Source organism: Stenomitos rutilans (assembly GCF_059505485.1).
In genome coordinates this window covers 1-21,372 of the sequence record NZ_JCACKR010000147.1, presented here as the reverse complement: position 1 = coordinate 21,372, position 21,372 = coordinate 1, and the positions used below count along the sequence as shown (strand labels likewise).

General features: G+C 44.7%; 12 protein-coding genes. 3 read left to right on the top strand and 9 right to left on the bottom strand.

Going from position 1 to position 21,372, the window contains the following annotated elements:
• Nucleotides 1–263: hypothetical protein (locus tag AC5JLP_RS30490; protein WP_496071619.1), on the bottom strand; the 263-nt coding region annotated here is incomplete at its 3' end.
• A 379-nt stretch (nt 264–642) separates the two neighbouring features.
• On the opposite strand from AC5JLP_RS30490, the gene AC5JLP_RS30485 reads away from it, so the two are divergent.
• Both AC5JLP_RS30485 and AC5JLP_RS30480 read left to right on the top strand, forming a co-directional pair.
• A complete protein-coding gene (locus tag AC5JLP_RS30485) occupies nt 643–939 on the top strand; it encodes a Pepco domain-containing protein (RefSeq protein WP_496071618.1) in 297 nt (98 codons plus the stop codon).
• 3 nt (nt 940–942) lie between these two features.
• The gene (locus AC5JLP_RS30480; RefSeq protein WP_496071617.1) at nt 943–5,508 is read left to right on the top strand and encodes a wHTH domain-containing protein; all 4,566 of its coding nucleotides are present in this window, start codon (nt 943–945) and stop codon (nt 5,506–5,508) included.
• A 391-nt stretch (nt 5,509–5,899) separates the two neighbouring features.
• Here the strand turns inward: AC5JLP_RS30480 and AC5JLP_RS30475 are convergent, their stop codons facing one another.
• From AC5JLP_RS30475 to AC5JLP_RS30460, 4 genes are all read right to left on the bottom strand, one after another.
• Nucleotides 5,900–6,265 (bottom strand): DUF4359 domain-containing protein, encoded by a 366-nt coding sequence (locus AC5JLP_RS30475; RefSeq protein ID WP_496071616.1) that lies wholly within the window; start codon nt 6,263–6,265, stop codon nt 5,900–5,902.
• Between the two features lie 71 nt (nt 6,266–6,336).
• Nucleotides 6,337–7,578 carry a hypothetical protein gene (locus AC5JLP_RS30470; RefSeq protein ID WP_496071615.1) on the bottom strand — a complete coding sequence of 414 codons (1,242 nt, stop codon included), beginning with the start codon at nt 7,576–7,578 and terminating at the stop codon, nt 6,337–6,339.
• 112 nt (nt 7,579–7,690) lie between these two features.
• Nucleotides 7,691–8,455, bottom strand: coding sequence for a hypothetical protein (locus AC5JLP_RS30465; RefSeq protein ID WP_496071614.1), 765 nt, complete (start codon nt 8,453–8,455; stop codon nt 7,691–7,693).
• A gap of 295 nt (nt 8,456–8,750) precedes the next feature.
• Complete coding sequence (locus AC5JLP_RS30460) at nt 8,751–9,164, bottom strand: hypothetical protein (protein ID WP_496071613.1); 414 nt, start codon at nt 9,162–9,164, stop codon at nt 8,751–8,753.
• Nucleotides 9,165–9,434: 270 nt separating this feature from the next.
• Here AC5JLP_RS30460 and AC5JLP_RS30455 point away from each other — a divergent pair, with 270 nt between their 5' ends.
• A complete protein-coding gene (locus AC5JLP_RS30455; protein ID WP_496071612.1) occupies nt 9,435–12,800 on the top strand; it encodes a hypothetical protein in 3,366 nt (1,121 codons plus the stop codon).
• Nucleotides 12,801–13,154: 354 nt separating this feature from the next.
• Here AC5JLP_RS30455 and AC5JLP_RS30450 read toward each other — a convergent pair whose 3' ends face one another.
• The 4 genes from AC5JLP_RS30450 to AC5JLP_RS30435 form a co-directional block, all read right to left on the bottom strand.
• Entirely contained in the window at nt 13,155–15,617 is a 2,463-nt protein-coding gene (locus AC5JLP_RS30450) for a C1 family peptidase (RefSeq protein ID WP_496071611.1), read from the bottom strand.
• Between the two features lie 86 nt (nt 15,618–15,703).
• A complete protein-coding gene (locus tag AC5JLP_RS30445; RefSeq protein ID WP_496071610.1) occupies nt 15,704–19,345 on the bottom strand; it encodes an NACHT and WD repeat domain-containing protein in 3,642 nt (1,213 codons plus the stop codon).
• Nucleotide 19,346: 1 nt separating this feature from the next.
• Nucleotides 19,347–19,757, bottom strand: coding sequence for a hypothetical protein (locus AC5JLP_RS30440; protein WP_496071609.1), 411 nt, complete (start codon nt 19,755–19,757; stop codon nt 19,347–19,349).
• Between the two features lie 639 nt (nt 19,758–20,396).
• The gene (locus AC5JLP_RS30435; protein WP_496071608.1) at nt 20,397–20,789 is read right to left on the bottom strand and encodes an NACHT C-terminal helical domain 2-containing protein; all 393 of its coding nucleotides are present in this window, start codon (nt 20,787–20,789) and stop codon (nt 20,397–20,399) included.
• Between the last annotated feature and the right edge of the window lie 583 nt (nt 20,790–21,372).

Here is a 21,372-nt window from a genome sequence, read left to right as displayed (position 1 = left end):
GGTGATTTAACTTCTTTCCCTCCTTTCTCCGGTCTTATTAAGTTCACGATCCTTACTTGGCTCCGTGCATCAGCCGCTAGTGCTTTCGCTAGCGGGTAGTGGCCAGCACAACAGAAATCAGCGCCAGTAAGTTCGATCGCGGTTCTGAGCGCCAGCATGTCATGAATCGGCGGTACCGTAATCATGGTGAAGCCGTCGTAGTCGCACTGCAGCATAAAGGCAACCTCACGGGCTGCCTCTGGAGTGTCAAATAATAGTCTCATTAATCGCATGCCACGATGCTAGCTCAAGGACAAGTCAATCTTGCCTGTGGTGTCGACCTCCAAGGGGTGTCAAAAAAGAGGCCTTCTTTGATAGGCTTCTGGCACGAAGAAAAATACCCGCCTTACGCTTGCTGCGCTCTATTTCTGCGCCTCCACTCCTTACAAAGGACAGGATGCAGATAACCGACTTGTGAACTTCTGCGAGTTCGGCGAGCGCCAAAGTTGGCAGCTTTGGAGATTCGAGTCGGAGATTAGTAGCCAAGGATTCACCTGGCAACAGAAGTGATATTAGCTACACGGATGAGCGCGTAGTGTTCATTTTCTACATCGCTTATATTTGAAGAGATAAATTTAACCCTAGCGGGAATAAAGTGACAGCATGGGGACTATTCCATTTCTGGTCAGCCTACCGGATGAAGATGAGCAGGTGAAGGGGATTTTCTCAACTGACACCGATATAGCAGTCCGTGACTTGCCCACAGAGCGGCTTCGAGAAAATCTAAACAAAGTGTGTCATGAGGTTGCTTCTCTAGTTAGCGATGTGAAGAAGGTCGGCAGCTTTCAGCTGAAACAGGTCACGATTCAGGTTGAGGTGACTGCTGAGGGAGGCATTGAGCTCATTGGAACGGCTAAATTGGGTGGCAAAGGGGCAATCACACTAACCTTCTCGGAGTAAAGAATGAGCAAGCGTCGAGCACTGCTGATCGGAGTTCCAGAGTACGAGAGTGATGCAATCCCAAATTTACCCATTGTTCGCAAAGATTTAGAGACGCTCCATACGGCTCTAGAAAAATCTGGTTTCACAGTGCGATCGCTCGGTGCGGATGGTTTATCGCATGGACGCAGCAAAATACGACAAGCACTCATTCGAGAATGCAAGGAAGCCCAAGGCATAGAGATACTCTTGCTTTACTTCTCAGGGCATGGGATGCACTTTCAAGGAAAAGACTACCTTGTTCCGTCGGATGCAGTGTTAGACTATGCCGAGTTTGTTGAAGAATGTCTTGTGCCAATTGACCTTGGCGATATTGTTGATCAGGCAGGCGCAGACACGATTATTTTTTTTGTTGATGCTTGTCGCGAGGGTGTCAAGTTAGGCTTCAAAGATATTTCTCTTGCTGGGTGGAGTCGAGGGGAACGTCGACAGGCAACACGGCGCAGCTTTGTGCTGGTCTTTGCCTGTGGGCCGGGACAAGTAAGCCAGTATGTAGCAGGGGAAACTGGATTTAGCTTATTCTCTCAGGCATTGGCAGAAGTGCTTGATCCTCAACATTTTGCCTGCACGTTGAGAGATGTTCTTGACGAAACCCAGGTACGATTAAACGCGCTGGCTAGTGAACATAGGAAACAGCCTCAAAAGATTTACTATGCCCATGAGAGTGCCGTAGAGGAAGACATTTCCTCACGCATCATTTGCAATGGTTTAGCGACTACAAATACAAGAGACAAAACAATCAATCCTTGGGCTGACGCAGTCTTGCAATCCTCTTTTTGGCAGGAGGAGGGAGGCGATCACAATTGTTCAGATACCCAGCTTAAGCGCCAAGTTGCTAAAGTACTGGCAGCTTGCTGGCAGCAGTGGCAAGCGGCAGTTAAAGCCTTTCCTCAAGACTCATGGCGCGATGAAGAATTGCCGATTCGAGTGCTGAGATCATTAGAGTTGTTAATCTTTCGCTCGAATCCGCGGATCGAATTAACGACGACCGAAACTGCGCTGATTGTGACTGTTCCCTTTGTACGTGAGGCGGTCTTAGCCAGTGGTATGGCTCAGGCAGCAAAAGTCAGCCCACTTTCACTAGAGGCAATTAGTCCCAAAAACAAGCTGCGGGATGCCTTAGACAAAATTCACCAAACGCAACCTCGCTTTGTCCGCAAAGCTGAAAGACTCAAAGAACAGGGTCGTATAGCTGACAAAGAGGCGGTGATGACATGGCTACTGCATCTTTGCCTGTTAAAAACTTTGGAAACCTGGCAACCAGAATCGATAGGGGGTTATCTTGCGGATGACTTCATCAGAATACTGGATAGCGTCGAAAGTTGCAGGTCGCAACTGGTAAAAGACAGCTTAACCCGTCAGCGTTTGCTAGAGCTTGCCTACTGCATGTATGCCGATTTTGAGCGTATCGATCGCGACGATCGCCCTAACCCTCTTCAAACAAGGCTCATTGTTGGTTCTTACCGTGACGAGCAAGTGATTCGAGAAAAGATGTTGGCGTATCTGCTGAAACTGGCAGGGCTTCTAGCGATCGATATTCGGAAACTCTCTGATGTGCTGGTAGATCACATTGGGCTGGCAGATCCCCTCACTCCAGAACAGATACTTCACACCGTTAATCAAACTCGATGGAATCCATCTGGTCAAGGTCGAACTCTAACGGTCACTTGTAACCATCCAGCGATAGATTCAGCATTAAACGACTATGTAGCAAAAGTGGGGGCGGTGCTGTCCCATATGCTGCGGCAGGTCGAAGATAAGCGGGGAGGGATGGAAGCACTGATAGGTCTACCTACTCATTTACAGCCTGATGGCATTGAAGCAGAGAAGCGGGATGGCACACCCGTTTACCAAATCCCTCACATCAATTTCCAGCTTGCTCACGATGAAGTACGTGAACTGCTAATGGGAGAACAGCTTTATGGCGACCCAATGCTGGCAATTCGTGAGCTGTATCAGAATGCGATGGATGCTTGTCGCTACCGAGATGCTCGACTCAAATATCTAAAACAGACTGGGCAAGCCCATCGCCCCGATGGAGAATGGGAAGGACGCATCGTTTTTTGTCAAAGCATTGACGAGAACGGACGAGCTTACATTGAGTGTGAAGACAACGGTATTGGCATGGAAATGCCCCATCTGTCCAAATGCTTTGCTCGTGCAGGCAGCCGCTTCGCCGATCTACCAGAATTCATTGAAGAGCAGGCTGAATGGCTCAAGTGTGATCCACCCATTCAGCTCTATCCCAACAGCCAGTTTGGGGTGGGGGTACTCAGCTACTTCATGCTGGCAGATGAGATCGAAGTAGAAACCTGTCGGTTAGATCGTGAGGGACGACCTAGTGAACGATTGCAGGTACGAATACCAGGCAGTAGCGGACTGTTTCGTGTACGAAGGTTGGGAATAGGCGATCATGCTGGAACACGAGTTCGTCTTTATCTAAACCGAACTCATCATAAAGGACAGCTAATTTCTTGTATTGAGACTCTACGAAGGTTGTTATGGGTCGCAGAATTTCGGACAGAAGTGTTTCAGTTTGGTAGACAAGAAATCTGGGAACCTAAACGATTCAGGCATCCTGATTTCCCTCAAGGTTACTGTCTGAATATAGAGCAAGCTGATGTCTGGTGGGTTCCAGAGAGCGAACATTGGTATATAAAAAACGGCTGTATTCTTTCTGATGGATTGTGGACTAGAGAATCTCAGCCAGGATTTGTAATTAATTTACGTAGTGAACACTTCCCCAAACTTACAGTCGATCGCAAAGACATTGTGGAATGGAATAAGGAGTGGGTGCGTAAAGTTCTTATAGAAAATTCCGATGCTTTACTCAAGTGGCTATACACAGATTTCAATTTGTTGTGGAAACTAGCAGGAAAACATCCACAGGTTGCTGCTTACATTGTTGAGGGTCTTGCACGCGAGGACGCTAAGGTTCGATTGGGAAGAGGAAGTTCTAGCAATTTGGAGGCACCAATTGCAGAAATAGGTTGCTTCGAGTTTGATACCTGGCTCAATTGCTTCAAATACGGGATTACCGTTAAGACGCTAGTTAAGTATATTCCATGGTGGGTGTTGCCATATCGAGTCATTCTCTGGGGACAGCATGGACTTTTTAAGATTTCGGAGTCTTTTCTAGAAGGGCTACCGCCGCTCTTTACACATAAATATTGTCCAAATTTGAAACCTGGCGATAGCCTTGCACTAAGTAAGGATCTCCCGCCCCAAAGATTCCAACGAGAAGGTCTTCAAGATTATGTTCCTCCTGCTCACATTGTTCATGCTGCTGCCAGACTCGGTGAGCCTTTAGTTGAAACAGCTCAGCGGTTTAGGCGCTTTGCATCTTTAGGATTAAAGATACCAGAAATAGATTTAGAGTCTCTGACCGAAATTCAAATCAGCGAAGAGGATGTCATAGCTATTTCAAGAACGATCAAGGAGTCTTTTAGCTTTGGAAGGAAACAAGAACAATGGAAATTCCCTTGGATTGAAAATCAAATATCAGCGGCACAGATTGTTTTAGCAGCTACGCGACTAAATGAGTCAGTAGCTAGTACGATTAAGCGCCTTCAGCGATTCAGAGGCGTTGGACTAGAAGTCATACAAATTGATGCAAATACTCTGGGCAAAATTGATATCACTCCGGAAGACATCATTGCGCTTTCAAAAAATCTTGATGGAGAAGAAGCCTTACTTTGGAATCGGTTATCTCCTGCTCAGATTCTGTTTTCAGCAAAAAAATTAAATGAACCTGTAGCTGAGACGCTTAAGCGTTTTCAGAAGTTTGTTCCGATAGGGCTAGAATTACCTGACCTGGATATAAAGTCTATTGGTGATATTTCCATAACTCAAGAAGATTTAATTATTCTTTCTGAGGAGTTGGATGGCGTAATGGAAGGAAAAATTGCTTGGTCAGAAGCCCGACTACCAGTAGCTCAACTAGTCCGAGCATCTCAAAGGCTAAATGAGACAGTGTTAGATACTTTTAATCGGCTTCGGAGATTTACCTCTTTAGGATTACAGTTACCGCTAGTAGATTTTGAAACTAGCGCTGATCTAAACCCGACTCGTGAAGATAGCATTGCCTTCTTAGAAGACGACAGCCAAGTTACAAATTTACTGTATTGGAAACAGAGAAGCACCTGGCTAAATGATCAGGTAACGCCTGCTCATCTGGTTGTTGCCGCTACAAGGTTAAACGAACCTGTGGCAGAAAGCTTTAGACGATTTCAACGATTTGTACCACTGGGGCTACAAGTACCTGAAGTGAATTTAGAGTCTCTGGCATCCTTGGTTGAAAACAAGGATAACTTAATTGCAATCTCAAAAAGTTTTCGTGAACAGCCCAGTGGACCGAATGATCTGCTGCAAGGTAACGTCCATCCGACCCGTATCATTCTTGTAGCCTTAGCTTTAGGTGAACCAGTACCTACGACCTTGAATCGCTTCCGAGATTTTGCACCTATATTAGGATTGACCTTACCTGAAGGAGAGCCAATCTCCTGGCAATTCTGCACTAGTGAAGATTGAATCTGCCGCTTGTGAATTTAGCTAGTTGCAACGTATGAAGTGAGATTGCTGATATGTCATCCTTTTTGTACTCACAGTTGGGCGAACAGGAGACATGGATTAGACATTTACTCCCGTAATCTGCCATCTATCATCTGATAGTGGTTTGCCACGAAACGTAACTGTTCTGGCGTAGACGTAACCCTACTGACTCCTTGTAGACACAGGGTAGCGTCGCATCATCCTACCGCTGGGCAACTGTAAACAGCAGTTAATCAGGAGGCAAGCTGGGATTGAGGGAGAACCCGAACCCGAACTGGTGATCGTGCATTGAGGCTCTTCTGACTCACTAACTTCTGAAGAAAAGTTAGTCAGTTTAAGAAGGAGCTGAGATATTGATTTGTACTAGCTTTTATTGTTGCTCGCCAAGAGATGCGTCATCTTTTTTGTATTGTAGTTCGGTCTCTTTAGACACTGCTTGAAGATGTGTCGTTTGAAGGAAGAAACCTCCTATTCCAACATTGTGTTCCTGCAATTCAAGCAACGCTGTTGTATAAACACTAAAGAAGATGAAATTTCGACGATAGCTATATTGCTTAAGCATCGACTTCAAAAGAGCGTGTGGTAGAACCCCGGTGGTATAGCAGGTAGGCGAGCGTGGTGGCTGGCAAGAAGACACTTGTATTCTCTGGGTTAGCCACTCTGCATAAGCATCTTCTCCAGGGTTTGTAGCGACCAATAGACTGGCAATTACTGCCAATAAAAGTGAAGGCTTCATGGTTCCTCCAAATAGTGCGAAAAATGAATGGAATGCTGCTCAACTAATGGCTGAAAAGCCTGTGTCTTTAGCTAATCTGTCTCTGCTTGATCAAACTCTTGGGCTGCTTGCCCCTTGATCCGTAACCATCTCTGAATTTGCTGGACATACTCTATCTGCAGCAGGCTCAAGTCTTCTTCCAGTTCGATCGTGAGTCTAGCCACCTCTTCTGCAATCTGGTTTGCCTGTTCCTGCTCTACCTGACGCTGTTGCGGCGGTACTTCAAACTCTCGGTAGCCTGAAACAACAGCCCGCTCTAGTTTGGGAAACCGTTGAGACAAGCTCTCGATGTCTTGCCGATACTGGAATTTGCGATCTTTGACCGCCTGAATTCCTTCCGCTTCTAGTTGATCAATGCGTTTCTGAGCAAATTCCTTTACAGCACATGCATTCGCCCCTGTGATCGTTTTGGTGCTTGAAGGAATGGCTTGCGTGAAGTGCTTGAATGCTGCATCTAACCGGCAGACTCGCAGAACTTGCTCTTCTGAAACTTCACTAGTTGGCAGCAAGGTGCTGTAAGCCTGGACTAAATTGGTACAGGCAGCAGCAAACTCAACGCGATCGCTCTGAAAAACGGCTGCTAGCCAAATTACAGTAACCGGAAATAGGCTGGCGAACACGGCTAGCAACTGATCGTCAGAATTACCAGATTGAACCGAGATAAATGCAGCAACTCCCTCTAAGAGACTGGCGGCAATTGCCAAGGTAATATCTATCCAGAACGGCACTTTAAGATTGCTTGCTTCTATTTCAAGCAATCGAGTCTTTTGACCTTCAAAGAATTGATCAACGAATTCATTGTGAACTGGGTAGGTCTGATGTTGCTGAGTAAGCAACTTTAGCGCTTGCAGAGAGTCTTGACGGCAGCGAATTTTACCCAGTCCCCTGGTTGCACAGTCATGAGTTAACCAAGTTGCAACTCCACCACCCAACAATCCAATCCCTAATGATAAGGAATTGTACTCGATCGCCTTTGCAAGTGATTTTGGCAAGATGCTGAAAATTAGAGCACCCAGAAAAATCGTGAAGCATTCCATAAGCTGCTGGTGAAACCGCGACCACCTTCGCTGAGCAATTGGCTGCAGAGAGTGAATTCGAGCTTGAGCTAATCTTGATTCACCATCTTGCAGTTGAAGCTGTGCAATTTCACAGCGATCGTCATAGCTAATTCGCTGAATTTGAGATTGAGATAACAGCCGCCAGCTCTCGATCTTTTGTTGAATGAATAGGGGAAGATCTTCAGAGGAGTAATTGGGGAACCAAAGATAGGTCATGGAGATACCTTCTGAACGTAAGCAGAAATGTGAACGGAATCGCTAATTACTAGGGACACTGCTCAATTCAAAGCAGCCAAAGAGTTAATGCTGGTAGTAATGACAGAAATTGCTAATGAGTAAAGTGCGGCTCTTGTGCATCGTGATTGGTCATCGAAGCGTTGTGTGCAATCGATAACTGCGTGCGACCGAGCTGATACGCCCATTTCACACAGTCATCAATGTCATTAACTGTGCACACCCGAGCTAAGGCATTCTGTTTAAGGGCAATGAGTAAGTCTGCCTGAAGTTGCCCAGTAGGACCCATGATCGTGACAACTGCCCGCTGATCTGTAATCTTCTGAATCTGAGTTCTGAGTTGGGCAAAATTTAACCCAGGTTGGTTGGGTACAGGTTCTGCTGCCTGTAGCCAAATCGTAATAACGATGGGAACGATCGTGCCTTGAGCCCGTTTGGATTGAATCACTACCAAAATCTGATCAAGTAGTAAATGTAGTGAAGTACCCGTGTGAATGCCTAATGTACGAGGCACCAAGTAGTGATTTGACTGGAGCTCTCGGCATTTTTTCTGCAAAGGAAGTAGCTGCTCAACCTTCTCAACGGCAGTGTCTTCAATCATCTCAGGACGATCAGAATAGTCAATGTTGACGACTGAATCCCCTTCTATCAATTGCCGAACCTGCACTTGGCAATGCTGCTGAGCCAGATGCAAATACACCAGCCCAGATTTTGATACATCATTTGCTCGAATGCCGATAACACGCTGAGTTCGACGCTCAAGTATTGCAGGCACAACCAGAACACCTAGAACCAAAGCAATGAAGCCCAAAACAGTCAGCGATTGCCAAAGAAGAGGAATCGATCGATCCTCAGACATGCGAACAATCGACGGACTTGGCTGGGCTCTCTGACGCTGAACCTGATTGCTGGAGTCTCTGCAAGAGCGAGTGTGTGTATGAGCCATGACACTTTCTTCAGTAGGTAGGGTTGAAATGCAACAAGCCGGAAGGGGCAGCCATTTAAATGACTACTCCAACCGGCTTGCCTAACTGAAAATTAGTGTCGAGCCCAGTCCGACTTGTTCAATAAGTTGTTGCGCGCTGTTCCAAAGCCGCTGTCTACTGACTGTGCGATTGCTTTGGGCAGGAACTCAAATGCTTTTGATCTTAATATTACAAGAATTCTTCAAAATATTGGTATCTTATGTACATTTTGTACAAAGTCATGTGGTTGAATGTCTGCTGAATGTGCTTAAGCTCTTCAGGAAGTATGAGGTAGCGATAGCTCAACCCGCCACTGACGGTGACATGGACCCCGTTGTTCTTTCGCTGCACAAGAATTCGATACTCCCCATATCCTCCACAGATCACTGCTTCATACAGCTTGTATAAACAATACGCTCCGATTGGAGAGCCTCTGTAGTGATGCGCTTGGGGGAATAAGCCGATCGACTCAAGATTGCGAGATGCATCAGCGCGTTGACGCAATGGCACACCTGGAACTTTAATACCTAGCTCAATCTGTCCAGAACTGAAACACAGAATTTCATCAAGCGGGTTACAGCTTTCCTGGGACTTAATTAACATGACTAACTCCTAAATCATTAACAAAACTCTGCTCTGTTGGGTGACGCATCGCGTTTAATGGCCTTGAATTTAACGAACCTCCTACACCTAAGAGCGAGCTTTGCTTGCCTGGGCTTGGTCAGACTGGCAACTGTTTTCGCCCTAACATGAAGTTTTGAGCAATATAAAGAATAATTCAGTAAAGTTTCATACAATTTATTTGTTCTTCAAGTACAGCCTGGAAGAATACAGACTTAACACCTGTGATGCGACAACATAAATAATCCACTCATGGCAAAGCGTATGTCGAGACAAAGGCAGTTTCCCTCCAATAGAGAAAATCCTGTCCCTGACTACTCTAAAGGTTTGCAAGATAAAGCAGGACGACGCGGTTTAGAAGATCAAGATAGAGATAAGACTGTATACCGCTACTTGTTGACCCTAACCGACCTGGGATTGACAAAAGATGAAGCTGGGAATCCGAAGATAAACGAAAGCTATGTTGCCAAACAATGGGGACTAGAAGATAACCGCATCTTTGTTCGTCGAGTTTTACGAGCAGTTCTACACGAGTACTATCCGGATGAGAAAAATCACACTGTGCCGGGACTGACTCTTGGAAAACTTGTAAAAATTTTGGCAGCCCTTGAGAAATTTTGGTCCCTTCGGAAGCGAGAAACTGCTGAAGGCAAGGTTCCCAGAATTTTAACGAGAGCAGAAAAATGGCGTGCTCTACGCACCTTCTGGCAGTTGTCACTTGAAGAAAGAGATGAATTGGGACTGCCAATCCACTCAGGGGAAATCCTGTTGCAGCAAATGTTGGAGAATGCGACCGATCCTGTCAAAGGGTTATCGAAGGAAGACATTACGCACCTTTACGAGACTTTTTTGTGCTATCACCAACTGAATCGCACTATAAAACCTAGAAGCGAACTGCCAGAGCAGGGGAAGGCTAAAAGTCAGCAAGAGCAGTTGTCCGCCTACAACATTCGGCGTAATCAAGCTTTAAAGAGAAGAGAAGAATTCGTTCGAGAAACGATTGAAGGATTAATTGATGAATACTTTGAAGGATTAGATAAACAACGAAAGATAGATAAAATTCAGAACTTTTATGATAAGGTTCAACGCGAGATCAGTAGAATTGAATTTCAATCTGGATTAAAGCAAATTAAACCTTTAATTGGAAAGGAGATTGTTGGATCAGACGTTTATGAACTAACATCTGAGTTTGTAAAAAGATTGGCTCAATCAATCGTAGAAAATGAAATTTTAACGGACGAGTTTCCTATTTATCTCAAGCATGTCGAAGTTGAGAAAATTCAACCGTTGCCACTTTATGTAAAAAGAGAAGGGCAAGAATTTGGTCTACTAAATCCTTTCTTATTAGACAAAGAGGGAGACGAAGAAAGCATTAATGGACTTGAAGAGCAATACGTATATAAAGTAAAAGTCCATTTCTATATCAAATTACCAGGTGGCTATAAAACTAAGTTTTTAGACAATTTAGACAAAAGAGTTAATAGGAAACAATTACACTTCTTTGAAGAAATTGTGGGAATCGGAAGCCCTCTATCCCATATTACTGCAGCCATTAATCGTGTTTTACTATGGGACATTCCATGTCTGAATGAATATTTGCCGATTGTAAAGCAAATTCTTCTTAAAGATGAAGTGATTGGTCGAAGCCACAGTAGTCCCGTTTGGACCCATTCGTTAGTGAAACTGTGCAAGAAAACGGATGTTGATCGAGCAATTCGCGAAGGCAAGCATTATGAGGTGGTCGATACAAATCTGGAACCTGCATACGGAGATTTCTGCGGGTTTGACTTCATGGAGGTTTCAGCAAAAGTTGCGCTAAGCGCACGATTGAGAGCAATCAGACAAACAGGAGTTTCTCCAAAAGTGTATTTGGAGCAGATCTGCAACCGCGTGGAAGAGTATGAGGCTTTGAGAAACGCAAAAAATCTGCTGAACTTTTATCCCTTTTCTCTTAGAGCAATGGAGGGATACTTAAATACAACCATTTTTAGACAAGGAAAATACCGTACTGCAGACCAAACATTCAATTTTAAGGAAGAGAATGCTACAAAGCCTTGGAGTCTAGTTGCCTACGAGGCTCATTTATCTCTTACGGAAGCATACCTGCGAGAAGGATTATACCGTTGCGCTAAAAAGCATCTTGATGTGATTGAGCCTCATCTGCAGAACTTTGAGCAAACGATCAGCAGCTTAATCTATGCTAAATATTACCTTTATTTGTTTCAATATCGACTTCTTGCTGATCTAACTGACCAAGAATACACTTATTCAGATCGCTACCAAGCTATTCAAGCGGCTGTAGATAGTTTAGATCAAGCAGAAGATTGGTTAAAGTATCGGCTCAAAATTTGCCACACCGTAGATGAGCTTTCTCAAAGTAATATCCACCCATTTTTTCACATCTTGTCTAGAATTTCCTCTAACCGCGCTAGGCTCTATGTTTCGTTTTCTACCTATGCTGAAAAAGTTGGAAATGCTTGGGAGACTTTGCTCGAACCCATTCGACTCTTAGAAGAGGCAAGAATTTATTCTGCCAGAGATGGCAATCCTGCAGACTATGCGTATCAGTCTGCCTTTCAAGGATGGTGCTATTTGATGGTGGCATATCTGTGGGATCACACTCGCTCACCTAAACCAGGTTTTAGTAAAGCAGAATGCCTTGATTGGGCAAGACGATTGATCGATCATGCACTGGTTTGCTACTCCTCAACTGGGCGACTTTGCTACCAACAGCTTAAGAACAACGCTGGAAAAGTATCAGATGAACCTATTTCAATCACGACAGAGTCTGGCGAAACCAGTGACAGATTCTATGACAGCTATGGTAGAGCGAAAGTGCAAATTATTCCGTTTATCCGAGAGTTGCCACAGGGCGCAAATGAGTACCAGCAAAAGTGTACACATGATGTTCTAGAATTTGATTTATCGATTCTCAAGCAGGTCGACCATTTCCACAGTGACAATTCTAAATATCTATTTGGTACTTACTCAAGCATTCTATTATTTTCAATGGGTATACTAGAAATTTGTGATGAGCAAGACGAGCATCGTCTTTTAGATGGAATCAAGCGAGCGCTAAGAATGTTTATTTACTGCTGGGCGATCGCTGAAGATGGAGTTCGAGGCACCCTTGAAGGAAATGAAGTCATTTTAGACAGAATCTTTGACTCTTCTAGACAGGAAAGATTTCCAGACTCTCTTATTCAAGGGCTCTACCCCCATAGAATTAGCCGGATGACTGATTTGGGGAAAATTTTTATGGCAGTGTGTAAGCTATTAACAATTCTGTCACATGCTGACATTTTACAGTTTTATCAATCAAACCTAGATTGGCACAGCTTTTACAAGTTGACCGAGTTAGAGTGGCGAGATATTCGGGAGTTTACTCAGGACTTACATGACGAAAATGAAATATCAGGCATTGCACAAGCACTGGAGCAGACACGATATAACGGTCATCTAGCTGATCACTACGAGAGGATTAAGCGGTACTTCCAGCACTTTGAAGAACAACTTGAATCTAGAAAGCTGAGTTTTTCTAACATTACAGAAGCTCGAGACAAAGTAGTTAAGGACATTTTTAGGCTTGTGCGAGGGGAAAGCAGTGTAGAACTTTAACTAGCTGTGCTGCAAAAACCGAGCAAAGATTAATGGCGATCGTGGCTTTGCTGCATGAATCAAAACGAGACAAAGCTTGGACTTGAAGAAGCTGGTAGCGAGTGGTCAAGACACAGCCGAGCATATTAGTCTCAAAGGCAGCAAGGCTGTAACCAAGTGCCATGCGACTGCTGAAACGATTAAGTAGCAAGCAGTTCAGCTAAGAAATCTGCCAATCTGAAACATTGCCGAAAAGAGGCCTTTTCGGCAAAGATGCAAGCGTTGAGGACAAGCGTAACCGGGCGGCAATATTATGCTTTCATTTCAGATTCCGTCGGAGGCGGGTGACTACTCCGCTGAGTTTAATTCAACACCTTACGGTTGTGGCGGTCTCCAGCTTGGCTCTCCTGTTCCTTGTGTTTTCCACCAAAAGTCATCTCCACCAAACCAACGTGCTTTTAATAGAGACCACCAATCAGCTGTTAAGCCACCCAAAACATAATCGTAGGGTAACCAGCCATAGCCTCCTTGCCCCCACTCTGAACCAAGCGAGTTTCTGATCAGCAAGGCACCAACAGATGGCTGGTTAGGGCGATCAGTGCGCTCAAGCTCTTTGTAGTCGTCATAGCCGACTGCAACAACGGAGTGACCACTGACTACACGGTCTTTTTTGTAGTTAGGGAATGGGATCATTCCCTTTTCAGGATTACTGTCCTCATAGGCGGAGGTGTATAGCGTGAACCCAAAGACACAGGGAAAGCCCACTGACAAAACTGCTTTAACCTGAAGTAACAAATCTTCTTTTGATATACCCGCGTAGTCTAACCGGAGGTACTTTAATGCCTGAAAATTGCGAGCAAATGAGTAACAGAACGCTGGCGGCTCTTCATCAACATCGTGCTCATCGTATGACCAGTACTGCTCAGGAGGCGCACCAAACAATGCCATTGCTTTCATAGTTTCTCGCACAGATGCACCCACATCGCCCTGTAGGTTCATCAAATGACGAGTTACTTTGTAGAGAAATAATGGGGATATGTCTGTGTACTTACCAGCACTCCTATTAGTGAAATATTCAACTAATGAGATGACTGCAAAGGCTGTGCATGAGTTGAACGATCGCTGATCTTCAATCTCAGAGCACCAGTAACTCAGGTCTACAACGCCAGGTAAAAAGATGAAAGGCTTAGGCGCATTCGGATTCAGTAACCCTTCTTGTTCAAGAGAATTATAAAAATTGTCGGAAACTGGTATATACAATCGGGCTGTGCTAAAAATTTGCGCCTTACCACTTTGCACACTGACATTTTCCCTCACAATTTCGAGCATCTCTTTCTTCTCGAAGATGTCATTTTTTCCATCCTTATCCGACTTAAACTTTTCAAGTATTTTTAAGATTAAAAAGTAAAATAGTAGAGTTAGATAGCTTTCATGACCTTTCTGTATAGGGGAGCCGCTCTCTTTACAAATTAAAGCAGCGAGTTCGTAATTCAGTTGCTTTTTAACAGTGTATAGTGCCTTTATTGCCAAATCTTTACTCTCTTGCCTCTCCCTATTCAAAGGAACATCAGTTTGAAAGAGCTGAGCAAAAATATCCATTCCTTCTATAACCACACTCTCAAGTGGACGATTTCGATAAAGTGCTAGTGGAGAAAGGAACTTCAGAACAACTGAAATAATTGGCTCAATGATCAGAAACTCTCTCTGAAAAATTTTCTCAACAACGCCTTTTTCAGACACCTCAGAACTTAATTCCTTGAGTGTTGACCGATCAAAATTTAGTGTTCTAAATATAGAGATGTGATCTGATTTAATCTGAATATTTTCAAGAGTTTTTTCCTCATAAATGTCGGAGTCTTCCTTGATACTAATCGTAGCCCAATGAATTAAACGATCCTGAATAGCTTGAATAACATCAGATGGAATTAGAGATGGAGGAGAAACCAACTTAACTTTATTTTGATACTCAGGAAAACTTCTACCAGAAATGATTGAATCGCTTTTGAGATTTTCATAAATTTTCTGAAATTCTTCTTTGCATTTCAGTCGGTCTTCGTAAGCAGAAATAGCTGGAACAGGAGGATTTTTAGAAAAACGATTTAGGTATTCTTCAAGCGTTGTGTAAGTTTCAAGACCGACCTCGCCATCAATGGCAATACTAGTGCAAAACTGGAAACGCATTATTAGCTGTTGAGTAATATCGTCAAAAATTTCGGGAATTTTCTCTCTATGTTCCTGCGAAGGGATAGAGAAGTGAATATTTGTTAGCCAATCTAAGATGGCATCTAGCTCGTTCAGGATAGATTCGTCTAATAATTCAAGCTTTCCCTTACTCTTTAAGATGTAGAGAAACTTTCTAAGACTAAGAACTCGATTTGGTAGATCACTTTCATATTTGAATTCGTCAGATGCGTATGGGTTTCTAACTTGAACGCCTCCCTTTAAGATTTTATGCACCTTAACGGGCATAAATCTGATTTCACCAAATACCTTTTTTCGGAGTTCGCCTAGATTTGCCTGAACTTTCTGGAGATTTTTCTTATATTCTAGTCTTTCATTCTTTCTCTGTTGATTTCGTTCGCCTTTTATCTTCTGATCGATGAACTCACTAATTGAACTCGAATCATTTACAAAAATATCAGAAAGTTGAAATAAAAAATCAGCGATTTGTTCTAACTCCTGGTTAGTCTCTTCCTTTTTTAATCGCCCATCTTGTGTATTAATATTTTCAGATTCTAAATGGTAGTCTCGTAGATCGGGGTAATCAGGAATCCATCCCAATCCTTTTTTCTTCCAATCAATCTTCTGGCGCTTTTCATCATCAGTACCACTAGGCATATTACTTTTCCTCAAATGTTCTGTCTAGGTGGTTTGCTCTCAGATTGTAAGAAGCTATGTAAAATTTTAGTGGTGAATCGATTAAACTAATGGCAATCGCTTGATATATTTTCATGACTATTCCAGTAATTTCTTAGCCAGCCACATCCGCGCTTTTCAAAAGCTTGAAGGGTCAAATAATTCATATTCCAAAGAGCGATAGTTTTGTCTGAACTAATAGAAACCAGGACCTTGCCATCGGGGCTAAAGTTGATAGAATTGACGTCTTTATCATGTCCATTAAGTGTTAAAGCTAGCTTACCGTCAGGTTGCCAGATTTTAATGGTTTTGTCATTACTGGCTGTAGCGAGCCATCCTGCCCGATTAAAAGCAACATCCATAACTCCTGCTGAATGCCCCTTCAAGGATCGAACCAGTTTCCCATCTCGAGTCCAAAGTTTCACCAGATTATCTTCACCAGCAGTCGCCAGATACTGGCTATCCAGGCTAAAGCTTAGGCTATAAACAGGTCCACGATGAGCTTTTAACAGTTGAAAGTGGTTGTTGGATCGAGCCCAAATTTTAACCGTTCCATCAAGACTGGCAGTCGCGAACTGTTGTCCATCTGGGCTGTACCGAATGTTGTAAATGGGAGCATTATGGGCTTTGATGGTTCGAAATAGTTTGACTGCTGGATATTTCCAAAATTTAATGGTTTGATCAACACTGGCTGTTATCATTTCTTGACCATCAGGCGCAATCGCAACACTTAAAACAGGCTGACTATGCGCTTTAATTAACTTTTGGAGTTGACCTGTTCGAGTCCACATTTTCAAATTATTACCACTACTCGTCATAATATTGCCAGTGGGGTCAAACGCAACGGCATAAATTGGACTATTATCTGACCAGCTACTCAAGCGCTTACCGTTTGAGCTCCACATCTGAATTGTGCTAAGAGATGCGCCGACGATTCGTTGACCGTCAGGACTAAAGCTAACCCGGTAAGCTGTATCACCAAACTGACCGATTACCCGAGCTGAAGGATTGATAACTTGCCAGATTCGGACTGTTTTTTCATTGGCAGCCGAAGCTAATAAGCTCCCATCTTGATTAAAACTAATACTATTGATCCGTGTTTCGTGACCACGAAATGTATCAATTAGAATGCCGTTATTACTCCAAATTCTAATATTTCTGTCCTTACTAGCGGTTGCAATAATTTCACTATCTGGGCTAAAGCCAACCTCTGTAACTCCGTTGACATGATCTTTTAGAACAACTTTCGTTCGGTATTCATTAGCACGATTCCAAAGGAGTGCAACATTATCATTACCTGCTGTTGCCAGAGTTTTTCCATCAGGGCTAAAGATAATGCTTAAAACTTCTTTGGTATGCCCAGTTAATGTAACTACAGCATCGGTTTTTAGCTTCCAAATTTTGGCTGTTTTGTCTGCACTAGCCGTTGCAATCACCTGATTGTCATCAGGGCTAAAAACAGCAGAATATACAGGGGCAGTATGTCCTGTGAGAGTTCTGTAGTATTGAAAGTGGTTGCCATGACGCTGCCACAGTTTGGCTGTTTTATCTTCACTGGCTGTTATCAACCACTGCCCATCAAGGCTAAAGTTAACCTTCCAAACTGGTCCTGTATGAGCTGTTAATGTTTCTAAGGCCTTGCCACTACGATCCCAAATTTTAACGGTTTTATCCTGGCTAGCAGTTGCAATGAGTTGAGAGTCTGGCGTGAAAGCAATATCGGTAACTACATCACTATGTCCAGTCAATGAGCGCAACTCTCTACCATTAAGTGACCATAATTTAGCGGTGTAATCGTAACTGGCAGTCCCGATCAATTGACCATCCGGGTTAAACCGGACGCGCTGTACCAGATTACTGTGCCCATCTAAACGATTTTGTTCTCGTACCCAATTTACTGATTGGGCTAGCGCTTCCATAACCTCTAAACGAATGTGCGCATCTCGAGCAATCCAGGATGCTTGTTGGAGTTTCCCACCAGCTTCTAGTGCATCAAGTAGTGAATCCAGCGAATAGCGATTTTCAGTAAAGCGGGATTTTGAGGAAGTTGTTAATGCTTGAATTTGACCTTCGATCGCAGACCGTTGCCCTGCCTCGGCCTGTTGCCATTGCCACCCAGCGAAAATACTAACCCCGGCAATACAAGCAGATGCTGCGATCGCCCCTATTGCAACTCGACGGTAAAGTCTTTTCTGCTGGCGCTGATGCTCAATCTCAGCTTGTATTTGTCGATCGCGCTTACCCTCACTGGCATCAATAAACTGATTGGCGGTCGCACTAAACCCACCCAGCACATCGTTAAAAGTGGGATCGTTTTTCAGTTCTAGCACCTGCTCCAGCTTTGAGCCTGTCCACAATTCATCGTCTGTCTGCTTTGCCTGCCAGCGTGCCACATCATCATTGAGACGATTCCGTAGCGCGAGCGCCTGACGGTTCTCCTTGATCCAGGTGTTTAAGAGCGACCAGGAGGTGAGCAAAATTTCATGAGCAATTTCAACCGTCGATTCCTGCGTTTGGGCGGGAAGATCGCGATCGCTCACTACTAGCTTTTCATCAATTAATTGAGCCAGCACCGTTTTCTCCTGTTCATCTTTGAACTCAGCACGGTTGGCTCGTCGTCGGACTGGTTTCCAATCGGTGCCAGATTCGGCATCACCCCCGATCTCAACCAATTTCAGAAAAATCCGTTGGGTTGCCAAGTGATTTCCTGATCGTTGCAACCGCTCATAAATGGTGTCCACGTGTTTTTGAAGTGCTCCTCTCACCCCACCCAAGCGCCAGTAAGTAGTGGTATGAAGGGTTCGTTCTTGCTGAAGATCACCCGTCTGCAGTTCTTCTTCCCACAATCGATTCAGGGTATATTGCAACAACGGCAGATATCCCGCTTGTCCCTGAACATCTTTGATGATAGTTTCCACCAACTCCGCTTCAAACACAACCCCATGGCGGGCGGCTGGTTGCTCAATCGCCAAGCGCAACTCATCCGGATGCATTTGCGTCATCAAAGGACGGTGGTGCTCAGTTATCCTTGCCAAGCGATTTGCTGGCGTGAGATCGAGCCGATCCAAAAAGTCTGCCCGCATCGTTGCCACAATTTTGAGGGACGGATCATTGGATCGACCCTGACTCAGTTGCACCAGACTCTGAATAAAGCGATCGCGCTTTTCGGGCTGACTGGTTGTAAACAGTTCTTCAAATTGGTCAATGAAGATGAGCCAGAATGACTCCGGTTGCTTCAGAGTTTGCACCACCTGGCTCAAAGTATCAGCATTCCCGTCTTGTGCCCTCTGAGCCTCAAACTGTTTGTAGTGCTTCAGCAGGCTTCCATATAAAGCTTCAAAGGGATCGTGATCCGGAGTCAAAGTCAGATCAATTAAGCGCGATCCCCATTTTTGCGCTAGCCAGGGAAGCAGTCCAGCACGCACCACAGAGGATTTGCCACTCCCAGAGGCTCCTAACAACAAAATCACGTTCGTCTGCTCTAATTCATTCACCAATCCGGTGAGAAATTGATCGCGACCGAAGAAGTAGTCTTTATCAGTCTGCGCGAAAGGCTTTAACCCACGATAGGGAGACGTCGGATTGAGCGGGCGAGTTTTGATTTCTGCAACCGCAATCTGAATAATTTGAGTCTGGTTAAAGGTGACATTGCCCTGTACGTACTCGACGTTGTATTGATCGCGCCCGTAATTGTCGTACTGTCGCGTCATGTCAAGCCCCACCAATGGTTGGATTCCCCTGAATGGTTTCGATGTTGATCTGATCGCGTCCCTGGTTTGTGTAAGTGCGGGTCGAGACGCTCTGATTTTGAATGTTAATAATCTGCTGGGCAATCTGCTGTATTGCGCTAGCAAACTCTGGATCATCATCCAGTTCTAGGTCCAGGTACTTACCTACTTTCGCGATCGCCTCTGGTGTGCCCTGCTGTTCTGCTTCAGCTAGTGCTGCTTCTGCTTTCGGGTTCCCTTTTAATTTGGCACTGATTTTATCGCGCAGGGCTTTCACCAAGTCGATCGCACCGCCAGCTGCTTTTTTCGCTAGCTCTCCGGCTCCCGCCTTGGCAAACTCATCTAGGGCAATTTTGGCGATCGTGCCGGCCGCTAACGTGGCTATAGGGTCCATCTGAAATTCTTGGTTAACTGTTTCTATTTCTAACCGAATTAATCTCTTGCTGTCAGATTTTGAGATTTTTACACATAATCTGAGTTGCTATTTGGAAGGGACGATTAGGGTGATCGCTGGGTTAACTGCCCCGCGCAGCAGAAGTGCTGATTCTGAGACTCGCTTCGATAGATTCTCTGAAAATCGGGTTCCTTGACGCAAAGGTACGTAAAACGACATGCCCCTACCGGGAAAAGCGCTGAGACTAAACGCTTACACGGGTTTCTTTTCCCTTTTTTGCGCTTGCGCTTTCAGGATGTTTTTTGGGGTAAAATGCCGATCAAAGGCCAGCGCTTTTCATCAGAGAAGTCGTACTCACCGTGTCGATTGATATGCTCCCATGAGATTACAGGATGGTTGGTGATGGCAGTCCGGATCGCCGCTCTGAGCTCGTTGGGGGAGTCTTATCCGAGGCGAAGCTCAAGAAAACGGTGCACTACCCGTTTGCCAGGAATGACATCGATCACCTCAGAGTTGGGAGGACGGCTTTCGATAGATATTTTCCGCCGGATCGTCTCCAGGAACTGTGCCATCAGTCCTGAACCTCGGTCCTAGTCCATGTCGCTTTACGTACCTTTGCGTCAAAGAACCCTATATAGGCTAAGGCTGCTGTTGATTTGGGAATTTTTCCTCACTCTCAGCGATCGGGAGCAAGAGGCTTGTCTTAATTTCCTCGCGAACGTCCCGACTGACATAACAATCGCCGTTGAGGCAATCGAGCAACAGTTTGTTGGCATCGTAATACTGCTGAAGTTGTTCCTTCTGCGCATCATTGAACTGCCAGCTATCGCCATCATTGCGGTACTGCTCTATTATGGCTCTCAGTTGCTCTGTCCAAGCTGAACCGTTGACCTGCCACCATTGCATAAAGGGGTTCTTTGCATAACCCCCCGAAATGGCATATTCCAGAACGAGATGCGTGAGTCTCATACCAAGAAGTTCTTTGCTCTCTTTCTTTCCTCCAGCGATGACGGCACGAGCAAAGAACTTCATACCAAGTATTCTGCTTGTCTCATAAGGTCTAAGGCTTTGTGAGGAAGGCAATTCGAGACATGGATTGAGACATGCTGATCGCTACGTCTCGAAAGGTATACCTTTCAAGACGTGCTTGGAGTGGAAAGAGCACTGATGCAGCAATCACCATACCCACAAGCGAGTGTGCAACCAATCGCTTGTGGGTATGGCACAAGAGCCTTTTAACAGTAATCAATTTGCTGAAAATCACGCTGAGACTTAGTCGTCTCAATCTGGAATATACCTTTTCGAGGGGTTATGCAAAGAACCCCTATCTGGAATTGACAACCTATGTGCTTCTATCTGGGTGCCAGTAGTTGAGCGCTCTTCTACCCGAAACTACCCGTACTGGGGGGACGGCTTACAAACCCGTGCATTCGAGCTAAACGGCTTGGTGATTGTTTTTGGCAACAGCGGTTGGCAAATCCATTTCCTAAGATTGGAGGGAGGGGAACTTGAAGTGTTGCGGTAGAGATCACTTGGGTTCCTCTCGCCTAAGATAATAATGGGATTGCGACAGGATACGTGTAAAAACCTGCAAGATAGTCCTCTAATCCTTATC

Bases quoted from the DNA above. Each gene is read 5' to 3' on its own strand.
- AC5JLP_RS30450 (WP_496071611.1), bottom strand. From the start codon at position 15,617: ATGCCTAGTGGTACTGATGATGAAAAGCGCCAGAAGATTGATTGGAAG.
- AC5JLP_RS30455 (WP_496071612.1), top strand. From the start codon at position 9,435: ATGGCAAAGCGTATGTCGAGACAAAGGCAGTTTCCCTCCAATAGAGAA.
- AC5JLP_RS30465 (WP_496071614.1), bottom strand. From the start codon at position 8,455: ATGTCTGAGGATCGATCGATTCCTCTTCTTTGGCAATCGCTGACTGTT.
- AC5JLP_RS30485 (WP_496071618.1), top strand. From the start codon at position 643: ATGGGGACTATTCCATTTCTGGTCAGCCTACCGGATGAAGATGAGCAG.
- AC5JLP_RS30475 (WP_496071616.1), bottom strand. From the start codon at position 6,265: ATGAAGCCTTCACTTTTATTGGCAGTAATTGCCAGTCTATTGGTCGCT.
- AC5JLP_RS30440 (WP_496071609.1), bottom strand. From the start codon at position 19,757: ATGGACCCTATAGCCACGTTAGCGGCCGGCACGATCGCCAAAATTGCC.
- AC5JLP_RS30470 (WP_496071615.1), bottom strand. From the start codon at position 7,578: ATGACCTATCTTTGGTTCCCCAATTACTCCTCTGAAGATCTTCCCCTA.
- AC5JLP_RS30460 (WP_496071613.1), bottom strand. From the start codon at position 9,164: ATGTTAATTAAGTCCCAGGAAAGCTGTAACCCGCTTGATGAAATTCTG.
- AC5JLP_RS30480 (WP_496071617.1), top strand. From the start codon at position 943: ATGAGCAAGCGTCGAGCACTGCTGATCGGAGTTCCAGAGTACGAGAGT.
- AC5JLP_RS30435 (WP_496071608.1), bottom strand. From the start codon at position 20,789: ATGAAGTTCTTTGCTCGTGCCGTCATCGCTGGAGGAAAGAAAGAGAGC.
- AC5JLP_RS30445 (WP_496071610.1), bottom strand. From the start codon at position 19,345: ATGACGCGACAGTACGACAATTACGGGCGCGATCAATACAACGTCGAG.